General features: G+C 46.3%; 21 protein-coding genes and 4 pseudogenes. 20 read left to right on the forward strand and 5 right to left on the reverse strand.

What is annotated here, in order from left to right; translation table 11 throughout:
* Window position 1 precedes the first annotated feature (1 nt).
* Window positions 2-199: pseudogene (locus BK127_RS44915) on the forward strand (transposase domain-containing protein); the annotation flags it as partial.
* A 160-nt stretch (window positions 200-359) separates the two neighbouring features.
* Window positions 360-1,151, forward strand: coding sequence for a hypothetical protein (locus tag BK127_RS25905; RefSeq protein ID WP_076234418.1), 792 nt, complete (start codon window positions 360-362; stop codon window positions 1,149-1,151).
* 463 nt (window positions 1,152-1,614) lie between these two features.
* Here the strand turns inward: BK127_RS25905 and BK127_RS25910 are convergent, their stop codons facing one another.
* Window positions 1,615-2,466, reverse strand: coding sequence for a helix-turn-helix transcriptional regulator (locus BK127_RS25910; RefSeq protein WP_076234419.1), 852 nt, complete (start codon window positions 2,464-2,466; stop codon window positions 1,615-1,617).
* A gap of 134 nt (window positions 2,467-2,600) precedes the next feature.
* On the opposite strand from BK127_RS25910, the gene BK127_RS25915 reads away from it, so the two are divergent.
* The 6 genes and pseudogenes from BK127_RS25915 (at window position 2,601) to BK127_RS25940 (ending at window position 9,974) form a co-directional block, all read left to right on the forward strand.
* Complete coding sequence (locus BK127_RS25915; protein ID WP_076234420.1) at window positions 2,601-3,395, forward strand: SDR family NAD(P)-dependent oxidoreductase; 795 nt, start codon at window positions 2,601-2,603, stop codon at window positions 3,393-3,395.
* 959 nt (window positions 3,396-4,354) lie between these two features.
* Window positions 4,355-4,678 carry a hypothetical protein gene (locus BK127_RS25920; protein ID WP_076234421.1) on the forward strand — a complete coding sequence of 108 codons (324 nt, stop codon included), beginning with the start codon at window positions 4,355-4,357 and terminating at the stop codon, window positions 4,676-4,678.
* Window positions 4,679-5,618: 940 nt separating this feature from the next.
* Complete coding sequence (locus BK127_RS25925) at window positions 5,619-6,602, forward strand: SLAC1 anion channel family protein (protein WP_076234422.1); 984 nt, start codon at window positions 5,619-5,621, stop codon at window positions 6,600-6,602.
* A gap of 242 nt (window positions 6,603-6,844) precedes the next feature.
* Window positions 6,845-6,991, forward strand: a pseudogene (locus BK127_RS25930) (transposase); the annotation flags it as partial.
* A 390-nt stretch (window positions 6,992-7,381) separates the two neighbouring features.
* Window positions 7,382-7,741: an MmcQ/YjbR family DNA-binding protein gene (locus BK127_RS25935; protein ID WP_076234424.1), complete on the forward strand. Its 360-nt coding sequence runs from the start codon at window positions 7,382-7,384 to the stop codon at window positions 7,739-7,741.
* Between the two features lie 574 nt (window positions 7,742-8,315).
* The gene (locus tag BK127_RS25940) at window positions 8,316-9,974 is read left to right on the forward strand and encodes a M91 family zinc metallopeptidase (protein WP_179097600.1); all 1,659 of its coding nucleotides are present in this window, start codon (window positions 8,316-8,318) and stop codon (window positions 9,972-9,974) included.
* A gap of 67 nt (window positions 9,975-10,041) precedes the next feature.
* Here the strand turns inward: BK127_RS25940 and BK127_RS43875 are convergent, their stop codons facing one another.
* Complete coding sequence (locus BK127_RS43875; RefSeq protein WP_179097601.1) at window positions 10,042-10,182, reverse strand: hypothetical protein; 141 nt, start codon at window positions 10,180-10,182, stop codon at window positions 10,042-10,044.
* A 1-nt stretch (window position 10,183) separates the two neighbouring features.
* Here BK127_RS43875 and BK127_RS43880 point away from each other — a divergent pair, with 1 nt between their 5' ends.
* The 7 genes from BK127_RS43880 (at window position 10,184) to BK127_RS25980 (ending at window position 17,978) form a co-directional block, all read left to right on the forward strand.
* Window positions 10,184-10,534, forward strand: a complete 351-nt coding sequence (locus tag BK127_RS43880; RefSeq protein ID WP_179097602.1) for a hypothetical protein — start codon at window positions 10,184-10,186, stop codon at window positions 10,532-10,534.
* Between the two features lie 259 nt (window positions 10,535-10,793).
* The gene (locus BK127_RS25955; protein WP_076234428.1) at window positions 10,794-11,681 is read left to right on the forward strand and encodes a LysR family transcriptional regulator; all 888 of its coding nucleotides are present in this window, start codon (window positions 10,794-10,796) and stop codon (window positions 11,679-11,681) included.
* Window positions 11,682-12,054: 373 nt separating this feature from the next.
* The gene (locus BK127_RS25960) at window positions 12,055-12,894 is read left to right on the forward strand and encodes a class I SAM-dependent methyltransferase (RefSeq protein WP_076234429.1); all 840 of its coding nucleotides are present in this window, start codon (window positions 12,055-12,057) and stop codon (window positions 12,892-12,894) included.
* Window positions 12,895-12,910: 16 nt separating this feature from the next.
* Window positions 12,911-14,467 (forward strand): ABC transporter substrate-binding protein, encoded by a 1,557-nt coding sequence (locus BK127_RS25965; protein ID WP_218639040.1) that lies wholly within the window; start codon window positions 12,911-12,913, stop codon window positions 14,465-14,467.
* Between the two features lie 7 nt (window positions 14,468-14,474).
* Window positions 14,475-15,464, forward strand: coding sequence for an ABC transporter permease (locus BK127_RS25970; RefSeq protein ID WP_218639041.1), 990 nt, complete (start codon window positions 14,475-14,477; stop codon window positions 15,462-15,464).
* The gene (locus BK127_RS25975) at window positions 15,461-16,297 is read left to right on the forward strand and encodes an ABC transporter permease (protein ID WP_076234431.1); all 837 of its coding nucleotides are present in this window, start codon (window positions 15,461-15,463) and stop codon (window positions 16,295-16,297) included. The genes BK127_RS25970 and BK127_RS25975 overlap by 4 nt, the downstream gene beginning before the upstream one ends.
* A 10-nt stretch (window positions 16,298-16,307) precedes the next feature.
* On the forward strand, window positions 16,308-17,978 hold the full coding sequence (locus tag BK127_RS25980; RefSeq protein ID WP_076234432.1) for an ABC transporter ATP-binding protein: 1,671 nt from the start codon (window positions 16,308-16,310) through the stop codon (window positions 17,976-17,978).
* A 190-nt stretch (window positions 17,979-18,168) separates the two neighbouring features.
* Here the strand turns inward: BK127_RS25980 and BK127_RS44920 are convergent.
* From BK127_RS44920 to BK127_RS43885, 3 genes and pseudogenes are all read right to left on the reverse strand, one after another.
* A pseudogene (locus BK127_RS44920) lies at window positions 18,169-18,306 on the reverse strand (VWA domain-containing protein); the annotation flags it as partial.
* Window positions 18,307-18,362: 56 nt separating this feature from the next.
* A pseudogene (locus BK127_RS45575) lies at window positions 18,363-18,449 on the reverse strand (hypothetical protein); the annotation flags it as partial.
* Between the two features lie 9 nt (window positions 18,450-18,458).
* Window positions 18,459-18,650, reverse strand: coding sequence for a hypothetical protein (locus BK127_RS43885; protein ID WP_179097603.1), 192 nt, complete (start codon window positions 18,648-18,650; stop codon window positions 18,459-18,461).
* Window positions 18,651-18,803: 153 nt separating this feature from the next.
* On the opposite strand from BK127_RS43885, the gene BK127_RS25995 reads away from it, so the two are divergent.
* The 5 genes from BK127_RS25995 (at window position 18,804) to BK127_RS26015 (ending at window position 24,694) form a co-directional block, all read left to right on the forward strand.
* Window positions 18,804-19,838: a sialidase family protein gene (locus tag BK127_RS25995; RefSeq protein WP_076234434.1), complete on the forward strand. Its 1,035-nt coding sequence runs from the start codon at window positions 18,804-18,806 to the stop codon at window positions 19,836-19,838.
* Window positions 19,831-20,790 carry an ABC transporter permease gene (locus BK127_RS26000; protein WP_076234435.1) on the forward strand — a complete coding sequence of 320 codons (960 nt, stop codon included), beginning with the start codon at window positions 19,831-19,833 and terminating at the stop codon, window positions 20,788-20,790. Before BK127_RS25995 ends, BK127_RS26000 begins: the two co-directional genes overlap by 8 nt.
* Window positions 20,791-20,842: 52 nt before the next feature.
* Window positions 20,843-21,712 carry a carbohydrate ABC transporter permease gene (locus BK127_RS26005; protein ID WP_076234436.1) on the forward strand — a complete coding sequence of 290 codons (870 nt, stop codon included), beginning with the start codon at window positions 20,843-20,845 and terminating at the stop codon, window positions 21,710-21,712.
* 70 nt (window positions 21,713-21,782) lie between these two features.
* Complete coding sequence (locus tag BK127_RS26010) at window positions 21,783-23,381, forward strand: extracellular solute-binding protein (RefSeq protein WP_144026557.1); 1,599 nt, start codon at window positions 21,783-21,785, stop codon at window positions 23,379-23,381.
* A gap of 35 nt (window positions 23,382-23,416) precedes the next feature.
* Window positions 23,417-24,694 (forward strand): FAD-dependent oxidoreductase, encoded by a 1,278-nt coding sequence (locus BK127_RS26015; RefSeq protein WP_256711455.1) that lies wholly within the window; start codon window positions 23,417-23,419, stop codon window positions 24,692-24,694.
* Window positions 24,695-24,813 lie beyond the last annotated feature (119 nt).

Genomic DNA, 24,813 nt, shown 5'->3' on the forward strand with positions numbered 1-24,813 from the left:
CAGTTCTATAGCTCGTGGCGCAAAGGCCAGCGCTGCTATTTACAGCGTGATCGAGACGGAAAATGGTCTGCATCCTTTTTGGTACCTCGTGTACGTATTTGAACAGTTGCCCCAGCTTACCACTCACCAGGCTCCTAAGGCACTGGAACCCTTGATGCCGTGGTCACCGTTGCTGCCGGACTCTTGCCGCCTTACGTAATCTTCATCCATCATATACGTGCTCCCATCTAAATAATAGGTGGGGGCTATTTGACATTCTCCTTAAGCATAGTTCTCTGCACCTATATTTGGTATAATCAGAAAAGACAGATCTCGAGCAAATTCTTCAGCCGATGAAGCAAATTTGGGGTTGCTTATTCATGTGGACTTTTATTAGTTTTATGAGCTTTATGGCATTTCTAGCTTGCTTAATAGGGGGTATCGTCTCAACTTTCCAAAAGAATGGTTTACATACAAAATACTTTATTCTTACGGGATCCTTGTTAGTATTGTTCATCCTATTAGTAATCGCATCTCCCAAAACCAGTACAGACTCTAACATTGTTGCTTCTGTCGCCCCAGTTCCTGCTCCAGGCAAAGCTGAATTGGATGCCGCCACCAAGAGTGCTAGTGCCGAGAAATCCCAAGCTAAGCTGAAATCAGAAACTGAAGCCAAGAAAAAAGTGGAGCAAAAGAACAATAACCTACCAGTATCACTGGGAATGTATCCTGAACAATTTCAAGTCGTCTTTAATGATATCGCTGGTAAGTTTCAGCCCGTCTTTAATATTGACTCCATAAATGTTGAAGAAGGCAACGCCGTGAATGCATTCTCTTACATGCTTAAAGATGAACTGGGTATTATAGGCTTGGTAAACAAGCATGACGGCAACTTGCAAAGCCTGGCAATAGCAGGTAAGGAAGACGGAAGCATAGATACAACTAAAGCGTTGACAACAGCCATTCACGTACTCATCAAAGTTACGAATGTAACCATGTCTTCTAAAGAAATAAGTGCTTTAATGGATGATCTGGGCATATTTGATGGTAATGCCAAGAACTTGAATAAATCAATAATCCTGAATGGAGTAAGATATTCTACAGGTTATACTGAGAAATTCGGCGTGTCTCTTATGATTAGTAATGCGAATGATGCTAATTATGCAAGATGAAGCTTTTAAAGACCAAGATCCTCGAAGCGGCATTTGTCCATATTCGGACGATTAAGGTTATTCAATGTAACGGAAATGAGTAGCGTGTAACTGATACCTGACTGATGACCCTATGTTTAAAATGGCACTTCACTTATATTAATGAAGTTAAAATTATTGAATCGTACAGGAAAAATGTGGAATGACCGTAACGCATAGGTTTTCTCTGCATAATAAGAGCTGGCCAGATCGATCTGGCCAGCTCTTTGCCTTTTCTTACTTCAAGCCGTTGATCCGCTCCTGATCGTGCCAAGAGCTGCGTCAATTGTAAGAAAAGGCCGCCATGAGTTCTAAAATAGAAGTAAGCGTCAAGAAGTCCCACCTGCGCATGTCATGAGGACTTTTTGACGTTTACTTTTTAGTTGAGTTAAAGAGATCCCTTGCTTTTTCGCGAGGGATCTCTTTATTTATATAAATTATGGGGCTAAGGAGCGGCAGGCGAATTAATTTCATTCGATGACAAATATTTTTCTAATTTTAACCTTGTTTCTGCACGAGCCGTGTATATCATCACCCTCATATCAGGATCATTGGGGATTTGGAGGGTAATATGATCAAACTCCAGGTGGCCCATGGCAGGATGCTCCACTTCTTTATATCCTTCAAGAGAACCAGGGGCTTGATGCAGCAGCCATAGCTGGTTAAACTCAGGGCTTACCCGTTTAAGATCTTCAATTAATCCGTTAAATGACGAATCTTCAACGTAACGGGCTGATGCAGTGTGGAATTCCGCAATGATTCCTCGGGCGGTTTGTTCCCAATTACTGAAGCGTTTCTTCCATCCCGGGTTAGTAAAAAGTCGCCAGATTAAGTTGAAATCATGAGGCGGTGACGCTTCGGAAATAGAAAAAATCTCATCTGCAGCATCATTCCAGGCCACAAAATCCCAGCGTCTGCCCAAAACATATGCAGGATTCGGATTAAGGTCATCCAGCATCCTTTGGTAGGCTAATCCGATACCTTCTACTTGAGGAGACAAGTTAGGTGGCAATGATTCGCCCGCAAGAAAAAAAAGATGACGGCGTTCATTGGGACTAAGCCTTAGAGCCGTAGCAAGACTTTCCAGTACTTGTACTGATGGGTGGACATCACGTCCCTGCTCCAGCCATATGTACCAGGATGTGCCGATATTCGCCAGTTGTGCGACCTCTTCCCGACGTAATCCGGCTGTTCGGCGGCGAGTGCCAACCGGTAATCCTACATCATCCGGAGAAAGGCTGGACCTCCGTTTACGCAAAAAATCACCTAGAGCTGAGCGGCGCTCGCTATCGTTCATTTCAACCCCTCCTTAATCCTAGTACTAATAAACCTATGATCAAGCAGCATCTCGTCACAAGTGTATTATGAAATTATACTCAAGAATAGAAATTGCTTCAATCAATACCAATACCAATTTAAAGGAGATAGGTCATGCAAACAACAACTCGTCAAAAAAACAATAATTGTGAGGGAATGCTTAGCAATAAGGTAGCTCTGGTTACAGGTGCCAGCCGAGGCATCGGAGCAGCCGCAGCCAAACTCTTCGCCGAAGAAGGCGCGTTGATTACGCTCATCGCAAGAACTGAAGAAGCACTACGCTCTGTAGTAGAGGATATTACCGCGAAAGGAGGGAGAGCCGATTACATTGTCGCCGATCTGGCCAATTCCGCGAGCATCGAACGGGCGGTTCAAATGACAGTAGAACGTCACGGCCGCCTCGATATAGCGTTCAATAACGTCGGTATCTTGATCCCCGTATCGCCCCTAGCAGAGGTCAAAGAAGAAGATTTCGACCTTCTTAATGCTGTAAATTACAAAGGTATCTGGGTAGCAATGAAAGCTGAAATCAAAGCTATGCTCAGTACCGCTGGCGCCGGTGCCATTCTCAATAACAGCAGCGTGGGCAGCTTTATAGGAAATCCGGGGTTGTCTGCATACGCAGCCTCCAAACGGGCTGTTAATAGTCTAACCGAAACGGCCGCCATTGAATACGGGCCTGCTGGCATTCGGGTGAACGCAATTGCACCTGGCACCACCATGACGGAGATGATCGAGCAATGGGTTGCTCAAGATCCGGCAATTATCGAAAAAAACAACTCATTGACGCCTCTTAGACGTGCTGCCGATCCTAATGAGATTGCGCAAGCGGCTGCCTGGCTTCTGAGCGATCATGCCTCTTATATAACCGGCGTCGTGCTCCCGGTGGACGGCGGCAGAAGAGCCTGATCCCGGCAAAGCGGGTGCCCCAAAAGGTCCCTTGACCTGGGGCACCCTTTTGTATGCTATGAGATACACGTGAACGAACCCTTCCTTCAAACGCTGCTACACCAATTACAAATCTGGCAAAAGATGCAGCTTCCACTTCTCCTCAGAGCTGCAGGATAACCATGAGTTTGTACAGATGATGAATCATTTGTACGTTATCAGAATAAATGACGAACACGGGATACTTCATGATTCCATGCGGGTTTAGGCGGGACAGTACCATGATAAAAATGTTGAAAACACGCATATCAAGATGCGAAGAATCTTTGCGTTAAAACGTTGCGTTACCAAGCTTTAAAGATGTTTGCAGGAGTTACAAGGAAATCAAAAAAAACGCAATTTCAAAGGGTTTTGGGTGTAGTGAATCCGAAAAGTTTAATAACATATCTTTACGAAAATAGAACGAGTGGATAGCTAATCAAAAAGGCCGGAGTAATTGCCCCCGGCCTTTTTGTTATGCCTTGCCTTAATAATCGACCGAAAGGTGTTTGCCTAACTTCACGACAAAGAAAAGAGCCTAACAGAATAAGCTTGAAAAGAGGCTATCCCAAAAGTCACGGGGACATCCCTATTTTCAAAAGTCAAACAAAAGAAATCAACATCGCCGGTGGCCGACAAACAACTTTGTCTTCTTTGTCATTCGGAGAATAGCAACAGCTGTTCTTGTCATACTCATATTAACAGAACCTAAACAGCAGGAGCAAAATTAAGCTGATGTTAATCTATTCGTTTAGGCTCCGTTTCGATGAGGCTGGTAGGATAGGAAATGAGCATCCTATTGGAACCGCGACGAATCTGTTGGCTTATCGTACAAGGTGTTCCGTGATATCGCCTGGGGCTTGCCCAGCAAGAGATCCCAAGAGCGAGATGAGCTAAGTGTTATTTTTTATGGGTAATTACCAGAAGGAGCTTATACGCAGATGAAAAAAATTAGCGCTTTATTTATTTTCCTATTCTTGCTTACTTCTATATTCTCCTCCGTTCATGCAGCAGAGAAAGCCTTGTTCATGTGGCTAAATATCATTTCACTAGAAGGAGCTTATATGCAGATGAAAAAAATTAGCGCTTTATTTCTTTCCCTATTCTTGTTTACTTCTGTATTCTCTTCCATTCATGCAGCAGAGGAAACCTTGTCTATATGGCTAAATGGCGAGCAAATCCAGTTCAGCAAGTTCGAACCCATAATAGATAATGATGTGACACTCCAGATCCATTTGTGGGAAAAAATTGGTCCGCTTCTATGAAAGACGCGATTCTTTTGTCATGGGGGCGCCCAACAAACGACAGTGTTTACGACTCCCATCTATTTTTTTGCAAGACGCTCCTAAACCTATTTGGTCAATCCGAGGAGAGCGTGGAAATCGCGACCTTCCTTGCTTCAGACCGGGCGGTATACATCACAAGCTCCAATTACGTGGTCGACGACGGCGCGTCCGCCTGGTAGCACGCTGGGGGCTCGGGCAATTAAAATTTAAATAAAATAACGATTAAACTGCACCTAAACATTGCCCATAAAGCAATGTTTTTTTATTTTGAATCATTCGTGCGCGGGAATGGAATAAAGTTTTGCTCCTTTATGACATCAAGTTCTTGTCAAAGGGGATCTTCTGGAATAATGAGCCTTTCTTGGTACCCCAAGTGCCGGTTAGGGCTAGAAAGGATAGGTTTGTCTTGCATTTTGCCGGTTGTGTGAGGGGGCCATTCGATAGTTTTTATCTATAGTAATAATAGAAACAACGATATTGATTACTTTTCGGGACAAGGTTAAGATAAGGAAACCCTTTGAGGAGGGTGGAAGCATAGACATTTGGCATCTATCGTTTATGGAGCTATCCATACGTATAGTTTTACCCGCTACTAGCCGCAATATGCAGGAGATTAATTGGTTTTGAGCGGGAATGGAGCCATCAAGCTGACAAAGGATAATAAGGGTATTCCGCTTATACTCTTCAATTTCCGCTTCGTATGGGATTCATGTCCCACGGGTCTTTTGTATAATCAGAAACCTTCGTTCTTCAATTGTGAGTATACCCAATGAATCATGTTTCTATTTATATAGAGGGTGATCGGCTAACTGGTTCATCGAAGGTATATTATCACCAGTAGAGAGGACCTGCTTGCCAATAAGCATTTTAATTTGCTAGTTAATTGGATAATACAATACAAAGAAAGTGGTGACTTTTTATGCAAACATTAGCTGCCGTACAGAAACAAAGAAGCATCGGATCCGTGCAATTCCTGCCAGTTAATTTATTCGGGGCAGTTATGGGTATTTCTGGTTTGTCTTTGGCATGGCGACAAGCGAGCAAGCTATTTGGCACTTCCCCCGTCATCGCTGATATTATTGGAATTGTTGCGGTTCTTATGTTTATCGTGTTAAGCATAGGTTATATTTCTAAATGGGTTTTGTACCCTCAGAAAGTGGTAGGCGAATTTACGCATCCTATCTCAGGAAACTTTTTTGGTACGATCACGATTGCGATTCTATTGCTTTCTTCCGTGTTAGGTACCTACAGCCAATTATTAGGCCAAGCTTTTTGGATTTTCGGTACAGCGACCACTTTAGTGCTTAGTTTTGTCTTCGTTTCACGATTGTTAAAGGGGAATCAAGAACCAGGAAATGCGGTTCCTCCATGGCTTATTCCTGGGGTGGCTACAATCGACGTGTCCGTCGCTGGCGGAACGATGCCGTTTCCTTGGGCGCATGAAATTAATCTGTTGTCCTTAGCGATCGGCGGAATTGTTGCTTTAGTTTTCTTTACTTTGATCGTATCCAGATTGATCCATCAGGCTCCACTGCCAGCTGGATTAACGCCTTCCTTGATCATTATGATTGCACCGTTTGAGGTTGGCTTTCTTGGCTATACGAATATCATGCAACGAATTGATCAGTTCGCATCTATCTTGTTTTACTTTGGCTTGTTTTTATTCATGGTCCTGTTTTTTAAAGTCTTCAAAAAGTCTGTACCGTTCGGTGCTTCTTGGTGGGCTGTAAGCTTTCCGATGGCTGCGCTTAGCAATGCCGCTTTGAAGTATGCGATGTTCGTGCAGTCCTGGCTGTTAATCGCTATCGCCGCGGTCATTCTGGCATTGGTTAGTTTTGTTCTGATCGTTCTGTTTATTCGAACGCTTAACATTTTGTTCAATGGCAAATTGCTTAATGGATAAGATAAGTTCATGTTTCCAATAAAGGCGTAGGTAATCGTATACAGATTAGTTCGTCATGAGTCCCTTTTCGAAATCTCGGAAAGGGACATTTATATTTGGTTTTACTAAGAATTGCTTCGGATCGGCTACAGTAAGTTGGACAGATAAATTGAGGGCTAGTAGAATAGGCCATTAGACAAGGAGCGAAACTACTATGCCCAAAGAAAGACGTAAATTCACAGACGAATTCAAAAGCCAGATGGTATAATTTGAGCGCATCAGCCTTAGATCGGTGGATTAAACAAAGTCAAAACTCAGGAACGTTCACGGAGAAGGCCAATCGTACTCCTGAGGAAAAAGAGCTCATCACCCTTCGTAAAGAAAATCAACGGCTGACGCTCTTGGAGGACCCGGATTATGCGGAATGTCTATTGATGAATCGAGAGCAAGTCAGTAACCGTGGATAAATGATCAAGACAAAGGTAATGGAATTGATCTGAATAACAGAAGGGGGTATCCCAAACTACCATGGCCTGACAGCCACCACTATGAATGAAAATGTCTATGCTTGTGAATCTATTTAATCCGTAATGGAACTGTCACAATAACATAGAGAAACATGAAATGGTTTCTGCAAGAGGTTCTTCAGAGTGTCACCGTTCGCCCCATGAGCTTGGCGTTCAGAAGAATAAGGGTTTGCTCGGCATCGTGATTTTGGTAATATTCCATTAGGCAGGAAAACGGACAGTCCTTCTTCCTGCCAAGATGGCCAAATGAACGGGACGAGGTGGACCGAACTTATGAATCATGAACAATTAATTGAGCTAGGGCTCAGCTACTACGGCACCAGCCTAAGGTATCCGTTCGACCCGCATATGCCGGTCCTGTATGTCCGCAATAAAATGTTCGCTTTGCTCGGCAATCAGCAGGGCGTGGAGAGCATCAATCTGAAAACATCACCAGACGAAGCTTGGCTGCAGCGCGAGAGCTATCCCGGGGTTGTCATTCCCGGGTACCACATGAACAAGACTCACTGGAATACCGTTATTCTTAACGGTACGGTGCCTGAAGACGTCATTGTAACGATGCTTTGGGAATCCTACCAGCTCGTCGTCGCCAAGCTCCCGAAATCGGAGCGGCAAGGACTTATAGGATTGTAGGCGAGAGGTACGATCCGAAGTCCGACCCGAAAGAACAAGATGACGCGCGCTGGTAAAGCGTCTGCATCTTGTTCTTGTTAACCGAGCCAAAATCTCCTTAGCGTTTATTTCTGTTAAATCGTTAGCTGAATGGGAAAAAACTTGTGTTATACTAAAAGATGGAAAATGACAAAAGTAGAACAGGCAAAAGGAGAAGTTCTGTCCAAGACACCTGGAAGAGACAGCGGGGAGTGGTGCATCGAAGCACACCCAGGCAAACGGAATGTTAAGCTTTTCATGAAGAACGAACGCTCCTGCCACCGGGGGGCGTTTTTTTGTGCGACTGGCCATGAGGCTGCTTTTCCCGATTGTCAATGCCTGGCACGGGTGCTAGACTGAATGGGACAACAAGGATAGATCGACAAGTAGAGATCGGGTGGGATCGCGCGGCAGGTAACCAAATTCAGACTTTTTTAATGAAAAGAGGGAACTTATGGAACGGACACGCAATCGGACGGAGGGACAAGGCAAGCGAAATAGCCCGGTCCGCCCCACGGAAACGAATCGGGATATCCCGGCTACGATGTGGTCGCATGTGCTGCAATTGCAGGAGACGGTGGGAAATCGAGCGGTCGGTCAATGGCTAACCCGTTCCCAAACCCCTTCGACGACGATTCAAATGATGAGAGACAGAGATACGTTTCTCACTCAACGTACTCCTCGGGAAGGGCAAAACGAACTGCTAGAGCAGATTGCCGGGCAACTGGAGCAATACCGGTCGCTCAGCAGTGAAAACGACGCAAATGGTCAAATGCGACTGCATGCCTTGAAGCAATTAGATACGCATATCCACAGTTGGATGAATACATTCGTTGAAAGGAAGATCAATGAAGTTCCGAACGGCACCTTGCTGATGTCGTTGCTGAGGGAAAGCGAGGACGAGCACCGCGAACTTGTTAAGGAAATCGCGCGGCAAGAAGCGCTTGTTCCGATCGACACGGCCGGCATGGGGGACGAGGCCATCGAAACCGTCCATACGATTTGGCGGGAAATCGTGGCGGGAGCAGGCAACATTAAAATTTTGGAAAAAACGGAAGGCTTTCGTGACCGGATGTTGGCCGCTATCGCTAAGCTGCTGCAGGGGCCGAACGGCCGGAAGTTGATTGCCGAGCTGAATGCAGCGCAGGACAGCGATAAAAAACAGGTCATTTTGTCTTCCAATTTTGCCACAGAGTTGACTAACACCGGCATCGCTGATACGACTTCAAACGAGGCAATCCCGCGGAGCGATCTGGAATCGAAAGATAAACGCTACAATTTCAAACCCGCTAAAGATGACGAACTGACGGGAGTGGATATGGCTGCAATTCCCGAGTATGGGGGAGAGGTGGGAGACGCCTCCGCAATCAATCGGTTTTTACATGAGAACCGCGGGCAGCCCTATTTCAAATTCAATGGCAAAGTATATAAGACCGGCCAATCAACGGGCAGCCTGGTACGCATTAACAACGAAGGGATGAAAAAAATGGTCGGCCAAGAGAACCAGGAAATTGCCACGCCGGAATTTGTCACGGTCGGCCATGAATTGGGGCACGCGTCCCGTTTCATGAAAGGGATGGTGCCTGATTCCTTTGTCGGCGTCGACCAGTTTGGCGTGGGAGGCAAGGCAGACAAGAAGCTGTGGCATAACTCCGAGGAATACCTGAATATTAATTCGGTGGAAAATGAGGTTCGCGACGATCATGGCATCGGCAAAAGAAAGTATCATGTTGGGTCGGTCGACGATGTGAATAAGCAGGTATTGCACGAGCGGTATGACCTGCGTCGTACGGCTTTGTTTAACCGGTTTGAATGGGCTGTAAGCCAATTATTCAATCATAGAGAGGCGAACAGGGTGCTCAGAGCCGAATTCGTGGAGCCGCAAGCTGATTTCGGCGACCCCGATGCCATAGCATTGCTGATGCGGCAGCTCGATGAGCTCGAACCGATTCTGTCCGCCTTGGAACCGTTGAAGGGCAAAACGCCGGACGCTCTGTACGCTAAAGCGAATAAAGCCGTCAAAGCGCGGCTGGGCGACGACGAGCCATTTCAGGAGTATAAATCTTTATTCGAGCAGGCGATCGAAAAGGCGCCACTCAACGGACTTGCCGCAGAGCTGGGCCGATTGTACGAATTGGCGAAAGGACGGAGCATGAGCATGGAGTTCAAGGTGGCCTCATTACTGGAGGATGTCGATTTCGACTTCACCTTTTAGGAAGAAGGAGGCAAAGCCCAGCGAATAAGTAGCTCCTGACTCTTCGCACATTTGTCCGCCGGACTATTCAACCTGATTCCGGGATCTTTTCACCCAAACTTTCCAAAATGCCGGGAATTGGATCGAGTAAGGCAAATAGCGGGAAGAGCAAATCTGATCCAGACTCGACCGACTGGTGAAGCGGTGCTTTAAACATCGCCCATTTCATCTTGTCCAATGTATTTGATGAGCTGCTGCGTAAGAACCATGCGGGATACATGGTGGATATCGACGAGATGTTGGCCTGTATTGTGAATATGAATGGCAATCATCCTCAGCCAATGGCTGCTGAGCTGCAGAATATTATTTCCGAAACGCAAACGTTCCTTCACGACCGGATGACCATTGAATTTACCGCAGCGGTTAGCGGCTTCCATGACCAACTCAATGCTATTCCAGCGGCCTATACGGAGGCTATGGACTATGGCATTATCATTGGAAATGACGGTACGGTTTTTTTTCAACAAGTCGTTGGGGATTTTAATGTTCGATTTGGTGGGGACGATCGTCAAAACCATTAACGACTTTGGAAGCCTTCGCCAAGAATGGGTCCTGAATGATATTCAGCCTATTGAGAGAGTCATGCAATGCCGATCCATCAAGGAAATGCAGATGGAAATGATATTGGTGCTGCAGGAGACATGCGCTCTGATTGTGAAACACAAAGCTAATTATTTCTAACAGCTGGGAGATGAAGTGAAAACTCGAAACGAATTATTCATTCCAATGCATTTTATGTTATGATTTCAGTGACACGAAGGAATGAATGGAGAGTGCGATATGGAACTACTTCAACTACGATATTTTCTTACATTAGCTCGATTGGAGCATGTGACCGAAGCTGCGCAAAGTCTGCACGTTACGCAATCGTCACTAAGCAAAACGATACAACGCTTGGAGGAGGATTTAGGGGTCCCCCTATTCAATCGAATAGGGAGGAAGCTGCGATTGAATGAGTACGGAAAAAGATTCCTTCACCGTGCAGAAAGAGCTTTGTTTGAATTGGAGCAGGGGAAGCAGGAGCTTAGTGATTTATCCAGCCCGGAATATGGCACACTCGAATTGGCGGTGACCGCCGCAAGCAAGCTGCCAAATATCCTTCGAGAGTTTCGGAAAAATCGCCCCAATGTTCAATTTCATGTACAAATGCTGACCACACAGGAAATGGTTACGCTTCTTCATAGAGGTGAGGTCGATTTTTGCTTGTCTTCACCTTCAATACAAGGGGATGACATTGAATGCCAAATCGTGTACTTAGATCCGATTCTAGTAGCCGTTCCCAAAGGGCATCGTCTGGCAGAACAAAGCAGCGTATCCTTGGCAGAATTAAAGGATGAATGGTTTGTCGGTGTAAAGAGAGGCTACGGTACTCGCGATCTAGTGGACTCTATGTGCAAATCAGTTGGATTTGCACCTAAATACGTATATGAGGGAGATGAACCTGCTAGGCTAACCGCTCTTGTGGAAGCAGAAATTGGCATAGCTTTTATACCAAGTACAGCAAGGAATCCACAGGAACATATCTGTTATCTCAAATTAGAGGACCACGAGTTGGTACGTGAGATTGCCTTGTTATGGCACAAAAGTAGGTACATTTCGCGGATTGCTCAGGAATTCCGTCATGTAGTATTAGAATATTTTGTGTCGATATCCAAAGAGACAATGTAATCATGATATACCACTAATCCATAACAAATACTGTCGAGGGGTCTCGACATTCTGAGTATGCGGCGAATTTGCCGCATGCTTTTTTACGTACCCACGACCCCCTAATAGAACTCCGATACATGTCGCATCCACCGCTCATTCCTTTAAATCAATGATATTATTACATAAAATGCATTGGATCATAGATATGTTTTCAAGTAAGATACCAATAGGAATGATAATCATTTTCAATTAGGGGAGTTACAAAACTACATGCCAATCGTCAGAAAAAAAGGAGGAATTCAGCTCGCAGTTACCTTGGTTGTAGAAGTTTGATAGATTTCGTGAATATAGTTTCGAAAATGCTAGTTAATATAATAATGAGGTGAGTGCTATGATAAATGTCAATATTAAGGATTGCTCCTCGTGGGATCAAGTCTGGCAGCACACGCAAAAACAACACGGGGATCTAGCGATCACTATGTGGAACACCCGAGCGCAATCTTTTGCCGGGAACGTCCTTGGAGATGCGGGGAAAAAACGGACAGAGCCAGTCATTCAATGGCTGGAGCAGCTTGGCGTAAGTTTCGAAGGCACCACGGTACTGGATATCGGTTCCGGCCCTGGAGCTTTTGCCGTCCCTTTTGCCCTGCGTTCGGCTCAGGTGACGGCGCTTGATCCTTCTTCGGCCATGCTCGAACTGCTGCAGCAAAATGCCCACAGCCACGGCGTCGTCATCGACGGAAAGGAGGCATTATGGGAAGACATTCATGTCGATCGTGAAGGCTGGAACCAGGCCTTTGATCTCGTATTCGCCTCCATGTGCCCGGCCATCAGCAGTTGGCAATATCTCGAAAAGGCGTTGCAATGCGCCCGAAAGTATTGCTTTCTAAGCATGTATGCTGGAAAAAGGGAGCATAACCTCATACGTGAGTTATGGCCGTTGCTGATGGGAGGAGAACAGCCAGACATGCGTTTGGATATCGTCTACATGCTGAATATACTCTATGCCCGTCAATATCAATTCGAGTTTCGCGTGTTCGAAGAAAAACGTGACGTTCTGATGTCGCCTGAGGAGGCGTTGGAATCCATCATGAAATTACTGCCCGTTCATCGTATCCCGATTGTTGCCGACACGAAACAGAGGGTACAAAGCTACATAGCAGAGAAATATCCGAATTCGGTGCCGATTCAGACCGCAACACGCTTTGGCCATATTCTTGTGGCTTTATAGAATGGAGGGATTCAAATTGAAATCCGTTAAGATCATCGTTCTCTCTTTCTTCGCTATTGTACTGACAGCATGCTCCCAAAATGTGCCTGCCTCGGACGTGCATACGGTAAACCAAGCTGCCCCGCTTGTCATCCGGTTGGCGGGCGGCGACTACGGTCTCCCGTCTCCGTTTACCCATTCCACACGCGGGCCGGGTTTGTACAATATGTATTTGCTGTTTGACGGACTTCTGGAAAAGGACGAGAAGGGTCTGATTCCGTGGCTGGCCACCGATTGGAAAATCGAAAAAGGTGGAAAATCCTATTTGTTTATGATCCGTGACAATGTACACTGGCATGATGGCACCCTATTAACGGCAGAAGATGTCAAGTTTTCCTATGACTATTATTTGAAACACCCCCCTGTCCGCAATATGCTTGTCGAAGGAAAAGAAACGTTTGTAGAAAAAGTAGAAGTCGTCGGAAAAAACCAGATGCGAATTACCGTCAAACAACCCAACGCCTCATACTTGGAGAAAATTGGATATTCCATGAAAATTATCCCGAAGCATATTTGGGAAGGTGTTGAAAATCCAGTATCGTTGACGGATCCAAAAGCGCTTGTAGGATCAGGCCCTTACACGCTTGATGATTACAATGGCGGACAAGGGACATATCGTTTCAAGGCGTTTGACGCTTATTGGGGGCCAAAACCTCGTGTGAATGTCATCGAACAAGTTCCGGTCAGCGAACCGGTATTGGCTTTTGAAAAAGGAGAACTTGACATCGCAGAAATTACTCCGGATGTGTTGTCCCGCTTTCAAAATAACCCGGAATATCGCGTGATCCAAAACCCGCCATTTCATGGAGTGCGTCTTAACTTTAATATGGAAAAGCGGCCTGAATTGAAAGACAAAGCCGTCCGCCAGGCATTTGTCTATGCGATTGATCAGGCGGACTTGGTGGAGAAAGTGCTTCGGGGTGCGGGAATACCGGGAAGCGCCGGATACTTGCCTCAAGAACATCCTTACTACAACAACAAGATCAAATCCTATCCGTTTGATCCGGCCAAAGCGAAGCAGCTGCTTAACGGCAAGGAGCTTACGTTTAAACTGAACATCCCGAATACGGAACAAACTGTGCGGACCGCCGAACTGATCAAAATCAGTCTGAAAAAAGCCGGGATTGTGCTCAACGTTCAAACGTATGATACGAAAACAAACGATGAAATGGCTCGTAGCGGAAACTATGAGTTAACCTTGAGTGTGACAGGCGGCTGGGGAGGGGACCCGGATCTACTGCGCATGACCTTTGCTACGAATCCAAACAGTCAAGGCTCTTCAGAAACGATCGGTTATAAGAATGACGCAATCAATCAACTGGCGGCCAAGCAAATGGTGGAACCGGATGAGAACAAGCGTCATGAAATCATCAACCAACTGCAAGAACAGATTGCGGAAGAAGTCCCTGCACTCACGTTGTTTAACCAGAAATCGTATTTTGTGTTTCGTCCGAACAAATTTGACGGCTGGATATACATGTATGATCACCATTACGCCCAACACAGCAAGCTGACTTATTTAACCAGAAAGTAGTGGAGCGATGTTCGTATCTTCGCGATTTATCAAAAAAGTGCTGCATTTTTTATTGGCCTTGCTGCTTCTCTTGATTATCAATTTTGCGATCCCACGGTTAATGCCAGGGGATCCGTTTCTAATGCTCAATACGGAGGACGGTTCCACCTCGGTTTCCTATACGGAAGAACAATTGTTACTCTACTATGCGTTCTACGGGCTTGACAAGCCGCTTCCAATCCAATTTATGAGCTACATCGGCGGCCTTTTTCATGGTGATTGGGGATACAGTCTATTTTATAAGAAAGCCGTGCTGCCGATGATCATGGATCGAATCGGCTGGACGCTATCGATGGTAGCTGCAGCGCTTGTGATCAGTACGGTTATCGGTTCCATCTTGGGCTGTCTGTCGGCCTGGCAGCATAGAAAAGCAATGGATCAATCCATGTATGTCGTGTTTGTCCTGTTAGCCGAAATTCCCGGTTTTATATTCGGCATCCTCCTCCTCTTCTGGTTGTCTGCCACCTTGGACTGGTTTCCGCTTTCAGGCGGAAAAAGCCATTACCAATCATTTTCGAGTTGGGTGGAGCTTGCGGCGGACCGGGTACATCATGCAGTGCTTCCAGTTTTGACGTTGTCTTTCTCGAGCGTCGGCGCATCCTATCTATATTCGCGTAGCAGCATGCTGTCAGTGCTGGATAAAGTTTACTTAACAACCGCAAGAGCAAAGGGGTTAAACCCGTCGACCCTTATCTTCCGCCATGCCTTTCGCAACGCGCTTCCGCCTATCGTAACCCGAGTTTTTCTCAGCTTGGGTACCGCGTTAGGCGGTGCTATTTTGGTTGAGAATGTTTTTCGCTATCCCGGTATTGGCCTGTTTATGCAAGAAGCGGTCATGCTGCGTGACTATCCGGTTATTCAAGGAATTTTTCTGATGTTTTCGTTAATGGTGCTGTCGATGAATGCGTTCGCAGATTTTGTTCTAAGAAAACTGGATCCGAGAGTGAGCGCCCCATGAGCATCCTCAGGTTTTTAAGCCGCCTATCGATGAGCGGTAAGCTGGCGTTGGTTGTTTTCCTCTTGTATATTTTCGTAGCCGTTTTCGCCAACCTATTGTCCCTGCATTCCACATATGAGCCCTCCACCAAAGCCCTCCAGCCGCCTGACAGAACGCATTGGCTGGGCAGCGACGATTTAGGGATTGATTTGTGGGCCCAATTGGTTCAAGGAACACGAACCAGTCTGCTTATCGGGCTAGGCACAGCATGCTTGGCCGGTCTTGGTGGAGCACTGCTTGGCATGCTGTCAGGGTATAAAGGCGGCTGGCTGGATCGGCTTATAATGCGATTGGCTGATGCGGCGCTGGCATTGCCTTCCTTGCCGATTATGATTGTATGCGGCGCTTTTTTCGGTCCCAGCCTGTTCAATATTTTATTGATTCTATCTCTCTTTACGTGGATGACACCGGCTCGTCTGATTCGAGCTAAAGCTCTCGCACTCAAGGAAGAGCCTTATGTGTGGTTGTCCCGCAGTTATGGAGCTTCATTATGGCATATCATTACGCATCATTTTCTATCGTCACTGACGCCTTTAATGTTGGTAAGCTGCATTCGCTTGGTGAATCACGCTGTGATTGCTGAAGCCAGCTTGTCCTATCTCGGCTTGGGCGATCCGCTATCCAGAAGCTGGGGATTGATTTTGCATCATGCAGTGCAATTTAAAAGCATCTATTATACGCCGTTTTGGAAGTGGTGGGTGATTTCACCTTTGGCTGCTCTGCTATTGTTTGTACTCTCTCTTGCTCTCCTGACACGGGAGCTGGAGAAAAAGTCGGACTTTGTCCGCGAATAAGGAGGCCCCGATGTTTTCAGTCGCCGTTCAACATTTGAAAATCACTTACCCGTCTCAAGCTAATCGGCAAAGGGCGATTTACGATCTGTCTTTCACGCTTCGCGCCGGTGAGCGACTTGGTCTAATCGGTGAATCCGGCAGTGGAAAAACGACAGTAGCCCGAGCATTGATGGGCTTGATCCGAGATGAACATATTCACAGCGGTGACATTTGCTATGATGGGGTTTCTTTTTTGACGCTAAAAGAATCCGAGCGCAATCGCATTCGCTGGAATCAGGTTGCACTCATGTTTCAAAACGGATTGCACGTTTTAAATCCTGTTTTAACACTATCGCAACAAATCGTAGAACCGTTGATCAAGCACAAGAGCATGGATAAGAAAGCAGCGTATGCCGTAGCGGCCGATTACATACGGTTGGTCCAACTAGAAGAGGATATTATGGGCATGTATCCACACCAGCTTTCCGGTGGCATGCGGCAGCGGTTTTTGCTCGCTATGGCGCTGGCTTGCGAACCGCAGTTGGTGATTCTCGATGAACCTACAACCGCTATGGATACAGAGCTTAAGCAAGAGATCATAACCTTGATCGATACGCTGCAGCGACAATTCAGATTTGCACTTTTGGTCATTTCGCATGAATTCCCCGTCATTCAAAGCCTGACAGACAAGTTAATCGTGCTTGATCAGGGTCAGGTGATGGAAGAGGGGCATACAAGCAACTTGTTGCATGAACCACAACATCCTTATACCCTGGGGCTAATTCAGTCTTCTCCGGAACTGAATCCCTATCTTGACTTATGGGGCATTCCATCGCTGCGCCTGCCCTCTGTCCATGGTGGCTGTACGTTTTACAATCGCTGCACGCAAGCGATCGAACGATGTGCAACAGAACGACCTGAACTGCAAGATTGCGATGAGGATAATCAACGTGTCTCCTGTTTACGCGGTGGTATTGTAACGTTACTGCAGGCAAACAAAGTGAGCAAAAGGTTTGGGAAGCGCACTGCTTGCCACAACTGCTCGATTTCAATCCGTGCGGGTGAAGCTGTGGCGCTAATCGGTCAGTCCGGTTCCGGCAAATCGACTCTTGGCCTGATGTTGGCAGGATTATTACCCCCGGATTGCGGCGAAATTCTTTTTGAAAATGAACCCGTAAAAATGCAGCAGGTTTCAGCAAAAATGCACGGTATCCAGATGGTGTTGCAGGATCCCTATTCAGCAATCAGTCCTTACTTTAGAGTCAAGCAGGCCATTCAGGAACCGCTGGATGTGCTCAAACAAGGATCTCAGGCAAACCGTTTAGAGCAAGTGAAGCATTTGCTGCAACAGGTGCAGTTGCCGAACCATGATGGCTTTCTTGACCAAAAATGCAGCGAATTGAGCGGAGGGCAGCTCCAGCGCGTCGCCATAGCGAGATCCCTGATTTTGCAACCAAAGCTGTTAATTGCCGATGAAATTCACACGATGCTTGATCCTTCGACACAGGCCAATGTGATGCGTTTATTGAAGCGATTGCAGAACGAAAAAGGCTTTTCACTTATTTTTATTACGCATAACTTGAGCCTGGCTAGAAAAGTCGCCGGTCGTTTCATTAAGATGGAGCAGGGAACGATTATAGAAAATCAATCTGCACTCGAGTTTATTCATAAGAGAAAGGCTGTTGAAACGAAAAGTCCATAATTTTGAGTGATAGAGCGTCCTCCTACAGCGAAAAACCACCGATTAAGGGGCCACCTATACTGAAAGCTCTGCTAGCCGGTTGACGGGCTCAATTAAGTAATCACAGAGCTTATAAGTATCATTTGCAAAACGATGAAAATAAAGGATTATCCAACTGATGAGAAGCGGTAACGGAGACTAAAAGTAGAGTAGAGGACTCGACAATAACCTTTTTAGTAGGTTTTACAACGCCGCCATCATTAATAAAAACAATGAAAGCCGGCTGTGTGCTCGGCTTTTCTTTTGTATATTTACGAATGACATCCTCCATAACCAACGGTTCATTATTACATTGAATCTCCTTTCATTTTTATATAAATAAAGTTCGGCTACGACGATGGCCGTCTCTCTCGAAAGATCGGAGCCAAATTCGTATCGTAGTAATTCCTGGTTATGGATACGAATCAGACAGTTTTTTAGTCTCGGGTGTATCGACCAGAATCATTCGAACCGTTTCTTTTTTCCATTGGTGCTGATCTCCAATGTGTCATCATCAATGGCTCGAGCCACATGCGCATCGACCAGCTTTTTGTCAGTGGGGGGGGCCGTGGACTGTGGTGATGCCGGTTGAATGGCTGCAGATGCAGACGCAACTGTTGCAGAGGGTGATGTTATAGTAGCCACAGAATTCACGAATGGAAGTTTAGGAAAGGTTGGGAGAACCATAAAAAATCATATCGATTTACCAAAAAAGAGCATCGTTCTCACCTATAAGTGTCATTCATCCTGCTTTATCATAAATATGTAGCAGATAAACAACTTACCCAAAGGATGAGGTGACCTTTTATGAAAATGAGATCGACGCAGAAAGCGCAAAAAGAGTTTATTTTCGAGGAAAAACGTTCCTTTGCAAGCTGCCATGCTTCCACACTTGTTGCCTTGGACAATAACGAGGTGTTGGTTTCTTGGTTCGGAGGTACGGCAGAGAAAAATAGCGATGTGGCTATTTGGCTATCCAGACGGCTGACAGATGGCTGGACAAATCCAGTCTGCATTGCCGATGAGGAAGGAATTGCCCATTGGAATCCCGTTTTATTCCAGGGCATCGATAACCGTATATTCCTGTTTTACAAAGTAGGCCACGAAATATCGGATTGGTTCACTCGTGTCAGAGTGTCAACGGATGACGGGCATACGTGGAGCGAAGCCCGGGAACTGGTTCCTGGGGACAATCGCGGAGGGCGAGGACCCGTCAAGAATAAACCGGTCTTGTTAAATAACGGAGTGATAGCCGCACCTGCATCTGTCGAGGGACCTGATCCTGAGAACGACGGGAAAGATATTTGGGAAGCATTCGTAGATTTATCCTCAGACAACGGAGACACCTGGCAGGCCAGTGCCCGCGTGCCTATGGATTACGAGACCTTGGTAGGGCATCAGCATTCCCGGGCTAAAGGGGTGATACAACCCACGCTGTGGGAGAGTGGGCATCAGCTTCATATGCTTCTGCGGAGCACGGAAGGGTGGATATATCGCAGCGATTCCAATGATGGCGGAGCCACATGGCAGCCTGCATACCCGATAGGATTACCTAACAACAATAGTGGTATTGATCTTGTCGCGATGGACAGTGGTACACTGGCTCTGGTGTATAACCCTGTTCAAGGCTATAGCACACGAACGGCGCGTTCTCCCTTATCCGTGATTTTTTCCAGGGATAACGGAATCAATTGGGGGGATGAATTCATTCTGGAGCAAGAGGCAGGTGAATATTCATACCCAGCAATTGTTGACCAGGGTGATAAGCTGCATATTACGTACACTTGGAAAAGGGAACGAATCGTTTACTGGAAATTGGACATGGGGGAATGGCATGGCTAAATCAGAAAGGTTAAACGCTGGGCGAACAGTTGGCCATACGTTAATAAAGCGGCATCGAGGCACTGGAATCCTCACTTATTGGGACCTGTACTTGATTATGGTTCCGGGCGTTTTATATTTTATTGTGTTTAAATATTTGCCAATGTCAGGGATCATCATTGCTTTTCAGGATTACAGTGTATTTGCCGGAATTAGCGGAAGCGAATGGGTAGGGCTCCAGCATTTCAAAGCGATGGTCCACGACTCTGAATTTTATATTATTTTCCGCAATACGCTGCTTATTAGTTTATATAAACTGGTCTGGGGGTTTCCTGGGCCGATTATCCTTGCCATCCTATTAAATGAGATAAGACTGGTATTTTTCAAAAAGACCGTGCAAACGTTGGCTTATTTGCCTCATTTTCTTTCATGGGTTGTGTTGGGTGGCATTTTATTCAATGGATTATCTCCAGCGACCGGCGTTGTCAACGGAATCCTTGTGTTTCTTGGCATTGAGCCCATCTTCTTCCTGGCGGATCCTAATTGGTTCCGAAGCGTGCTTGTCGTCAGCGATATTTGGAAAGAGGTCGGCTGGGGGGCTATTATTTATATGGCTGCCTTAGCGGGTATAGACCCGCAGCTGTATGAGGCTGCTGTGATAGATGGAGCGAACAAATGGAAGCAAATCTGGCATATTACACTGCCTTCATTGGCAAGCACGATTATTATTCTTCTTGTTTTAAGATTGGGTCATGTGATGGATGTGGGCTTTGAACAAATTTTTGTTTTGTATAATCCGCTTGTTTATAGCGTGGGGGATGTAATCGAAACCTATGTATATCGTGTGGGTATCACTCAGGCTGACTTCAGCTTTTCAACAGCGGTAGGTTTGTTCAAATCCTTTGTGGGTTTGATTCTCGTAATTATGGCTAACAAGCTGGCAAATAAAATGGGTCAAAACGGTGTTTGGTAGAGCAAGCTTACGAAGTCAGTTTTCCTCTGGAAGACGCTGAGGGGATGAGAAAATGAAGCTTAGTTATGGAGAAAGGCTGTTTACGGTAACCAACTATCTGCTCTTAACAATATTTGGGCTGCTGGCGCTTACCCCATTTATTCATATTTTGGCGCAGTCGTTCAGCAGCTACAGGGCTATTATGTCAGGGGAGGTAGCATTGTGGCCGGTCAATTTTACAGGGTCTGCCTATCAGGAGGTTTTTCAGGATGCGGCTTTTCTGCAATCTTTTTTAGTTAGTGTGGTTCGGACGGTAATAGGGACGGTGGTCAACGTTTCCTTATCCTGCCTGCTTGCTTACCCGCTGTCGAGAAGTTATATCCGAGGACGCAATCCTATCATTTTTATGATGGTGTTTACGATGATATTTAGCGGCGGAATGATTCCGACGTACCTGCTTGTCAAGGAGCTGGGACTGCTTAACAGCTTCTGGGCATATATCCTGCCCGGTGCCTTAAGCGCTTTTAATGTGATCATTTTGAAAAATTTTTTTCAAAGCGTACCTCATGAATTAGAAGAATCGGCACGAATGGATGGCTGCGGCAATTTGGGAATTTTGTTCCGTATCTTTATTCCTCTTTCAATGCCCGCAATCGCTACGATAGCCTTATTTCATGGCGTGCAGCACTGGAATTCTTTTTTCGATGCTATACTTTATATGAATAACAAAAGTCTGCTGCCGTTGCAAGTATATCTTCGCAATTTGATCCAGTTCAGTACGACCGATATCCATCTGAATGATGCTTTGGAGCAGCAAATGCTCGCATTGGAATCGATCAAAGGGGCGGCGATCATCGTCAGTATTATTCCTATGCTGCTGGTGTATCCTTGGCTGCAAAAGTATTTTGTCAAAGGTATTATGCTTGGTTCTGTGAAGGGATAATCGAACCAGAGGTTGAAGGTGCAAGTCGGTAAGCTTGTGCGACTACTATGATAATAAGGGGATTAGAACCATGGTGAAACCAACAAATCAACAAACTAACCAACTGATCAATCAACCCGAAAACTGGACAATATTCGGCTTGAATTTTACATATTCAAAAGCATTGGCGGCTGCCCTGACCGTATCTCTTATTGCCGGATGTTCTTCAGGTACGCCTCAATCGTTCCAGCCAAGCGGCTCGCAACCGGCCAACTCGCCGGGTAAGGATAACGGAAAGCCGGTTCCGATCAGCATTGTATATTTCAATGATTACAAGTATCCGAATGGACTGGATGACAATAACAATCCGTACCTCGATTATATGAAGAAAGAGACGAACCTGGATATTAAAGTCATTACCGCACCCTCGTCAGGCTACAAGGAAAAGCTTAATGTGATTATGGCCTCCGGCGATTTGCCGGATATGATGGCCGTCAACGATTCCAGCCTTTATGTCAATTATTTGAATCAGAAAGCGCTAAAACCATTGAACGCAGCGATTGATAAATTCGGACCCGAATTGAAGAAGCTGATCCCCAAAGAAGCCTGGGACAGTGTAACGGTGGATGGAAAGATTTATGCTATTCCAACGATCGCTGATATTCAATCCACGGAGCTGATGTGGGTACGTAAGGATTGGCTGGATAAACTAAACCTTCCTATGCCTAAAACATTGGATGATTATGTGAAAACAGCGAAAGCTTTTGCCGAGCAGGATCCCGATGGGAACGGAAAAAAGGACACCATTGGACTATTAATGGGTGAAAACTTAAGCGGTTCCGGTTCGTTCCTGGGAGCTTTTGGTGTGCAAAGAGGCCAATGGGTAGAACGAGGAGGCCAGCTTGTTTATTCCAGTACACTACCAGAAATGAAGGAAGCTTTAAAATTTCTCAACGGCTTGTATATGGATAAAATCCTTGATCCGGAATGGGCCTTGAACAAAGGGAAAACCGTTGAAGAGAAGGTGAGCAGCGGCAAGGCAGGATTATATTCCGGACCTTGGCATGCCCGTAGAGGAGCTGTATTGACCAGCCAACAAAATGATCCCAAGGCAGTTTGGCTTGAAGGCGAATTTCCTGTTGGCAAGGATGGCAAGTTCGGCGTACAGGCGGATTCCTTGTTGAAAGGATTTAACGTTGTACCGGCAACCAGCAAAAATGAAGATGCTGTTGTGAAAATGCTCAATTTTATGATCAGTAAAGGATTTTCGGATTTGGAGCTCGGCTTTGAGGGGCAGGTCTGGAATCGCAAGGATGGCAAGGTCGTGACGAACTTTGAAGAGCACAACAAGCATGTCTATCGGAATTCGCTTACCCGATTTATTCGACCGAGCGATTCAAAGATCTATTTCGATAAACTGAGGTCACTTGGCGAGGAATTAAAGCTTGTGGAAAATATTGAGAAAATCAACAAGGTGCTGATGTACTCCAAATTTACAGGAACACCGGGACCGGTGATGGGTAAAAGCAATGCCAAGCTGCAAAAGCTCGAGGATGAATATTTCACAAAGATGGTGATGGGCAATATTCCTGTTGAGGATTTCGATAAATTCGTAGACAGCTGGAAAAAGGAAGGCGGAACCGAGGTTACGAAGGAAATTAACGATTGGTATGCGGGTCAAAAGAAATAATTTGTTTATAAACGGGAGGTGTGAGTGTGGATAAGATGAATACAGATCCGATTGTATGGAAACGAAATATTCCTGTGCGTTACACAGCGGATGTGGCTGTGCTGGGTGGAGGCATGGCAGGTGTATCGGCAGCCTGCGCGGCCGCACGTGCGGGTGCGAAAGTAATCCTCATCGAAAAGTTCGCGGTGACCGGGGGCAATGCAACCGCCGGAGGCGTTGCTGCGTTCTGCGGAGAAACGGCGGGGCAAGGGCAAATATTCGATCAAATCATCGCCGATTTGGGAGCATTTCAAGCAGTTGCGCCCTACATCGCTTATCCGCAATCCGATCACCGCTTGTTCGATCACGAGATCCTTGCGGTCGTGCTTCAGGAGCTGCTGCTTCGCCATCATGTGAAGCTGCTGCTGCATACCCAGTTTATCGATGTGGCTGTCAGCGATGACGGGCGCATAACGGAATGCATCGTCTGTGGAAAGTCGGGGCCGGAGGCCCTGAGAGCGAAGCAGTTCATCGATTGCACCGGGGAGGCCCAGGTCGCCCATATGGCGGGTTTTTCCACGGTCAAGGGAAGGCAGCATGACCAGATGCAGCTGCCGATGTCTTTGATGTTTTTTGTCCGCCATGTACAGGAAGAGGCACGGGTCAATCAGGTACCGGGGGGTTGGTTCAAGGCGATCCGTGACAAAGAGGATATGCCGATGACAACTAAATGGCCGAATGGGCCGGGTAGCAATGCGATGAAGCTAAAAATCCCCGGATTCGACTCCACAGATACTGAAGCTGCTACCGCGGCGGAGATTCAGGCACGGCGGCGGATGATGGAGGTGCTCGATTATTATCAGCGGGTCGAGCAGCGCCCTTGGCTGTTAGATCATTGCTCTCCGCAAATCGGGATTAGAGAAGGAAGGCGGATTGTTGGGGATTACACATTAAGCGTCGAGGATTTAAGAGTCGGCCGACGGTTTGACGATGCTATTGCCAGAGGGGTGTACTATCTGGATGCCCACAAGCCTGATGACGACAAGCGAACCTATGTATTAAATAATAAGGAGCTAAAGGTTCCACCCTATCATATTCCGTTCAGGTCATTGATGGTTAAGGATGCGAGGAACCTGCTGGCAGCGGGGCGATGCCTGTCTGCTGATCAATTGGCGCTTTCCTCCTCACGTGTGATGACCACCTGCTCGATGATGGGGCAGGCTGCAGGAATAGCGGCTGCAGCAAGCGTCCAGAAGCAATGTGACCCCAGAGACTTGGATTCGTTGGACATTAGAAAAATGGTGGAAAAGCGGGGAGCGAACCTGGAAATCTAGTATAATAACGTTAAGCTAAGGAGTTTGTACGATGACTGATGTTGGTGGATGCCTGTTCACTGTAGATGTTTCGTTGGCAAACTCCTGTGTCTTATACTATGGAAAGAAGATGAGGAACA

This window comes from Paenibacillus sp. FSL H7-0331 (assembly GCF_001956045.1).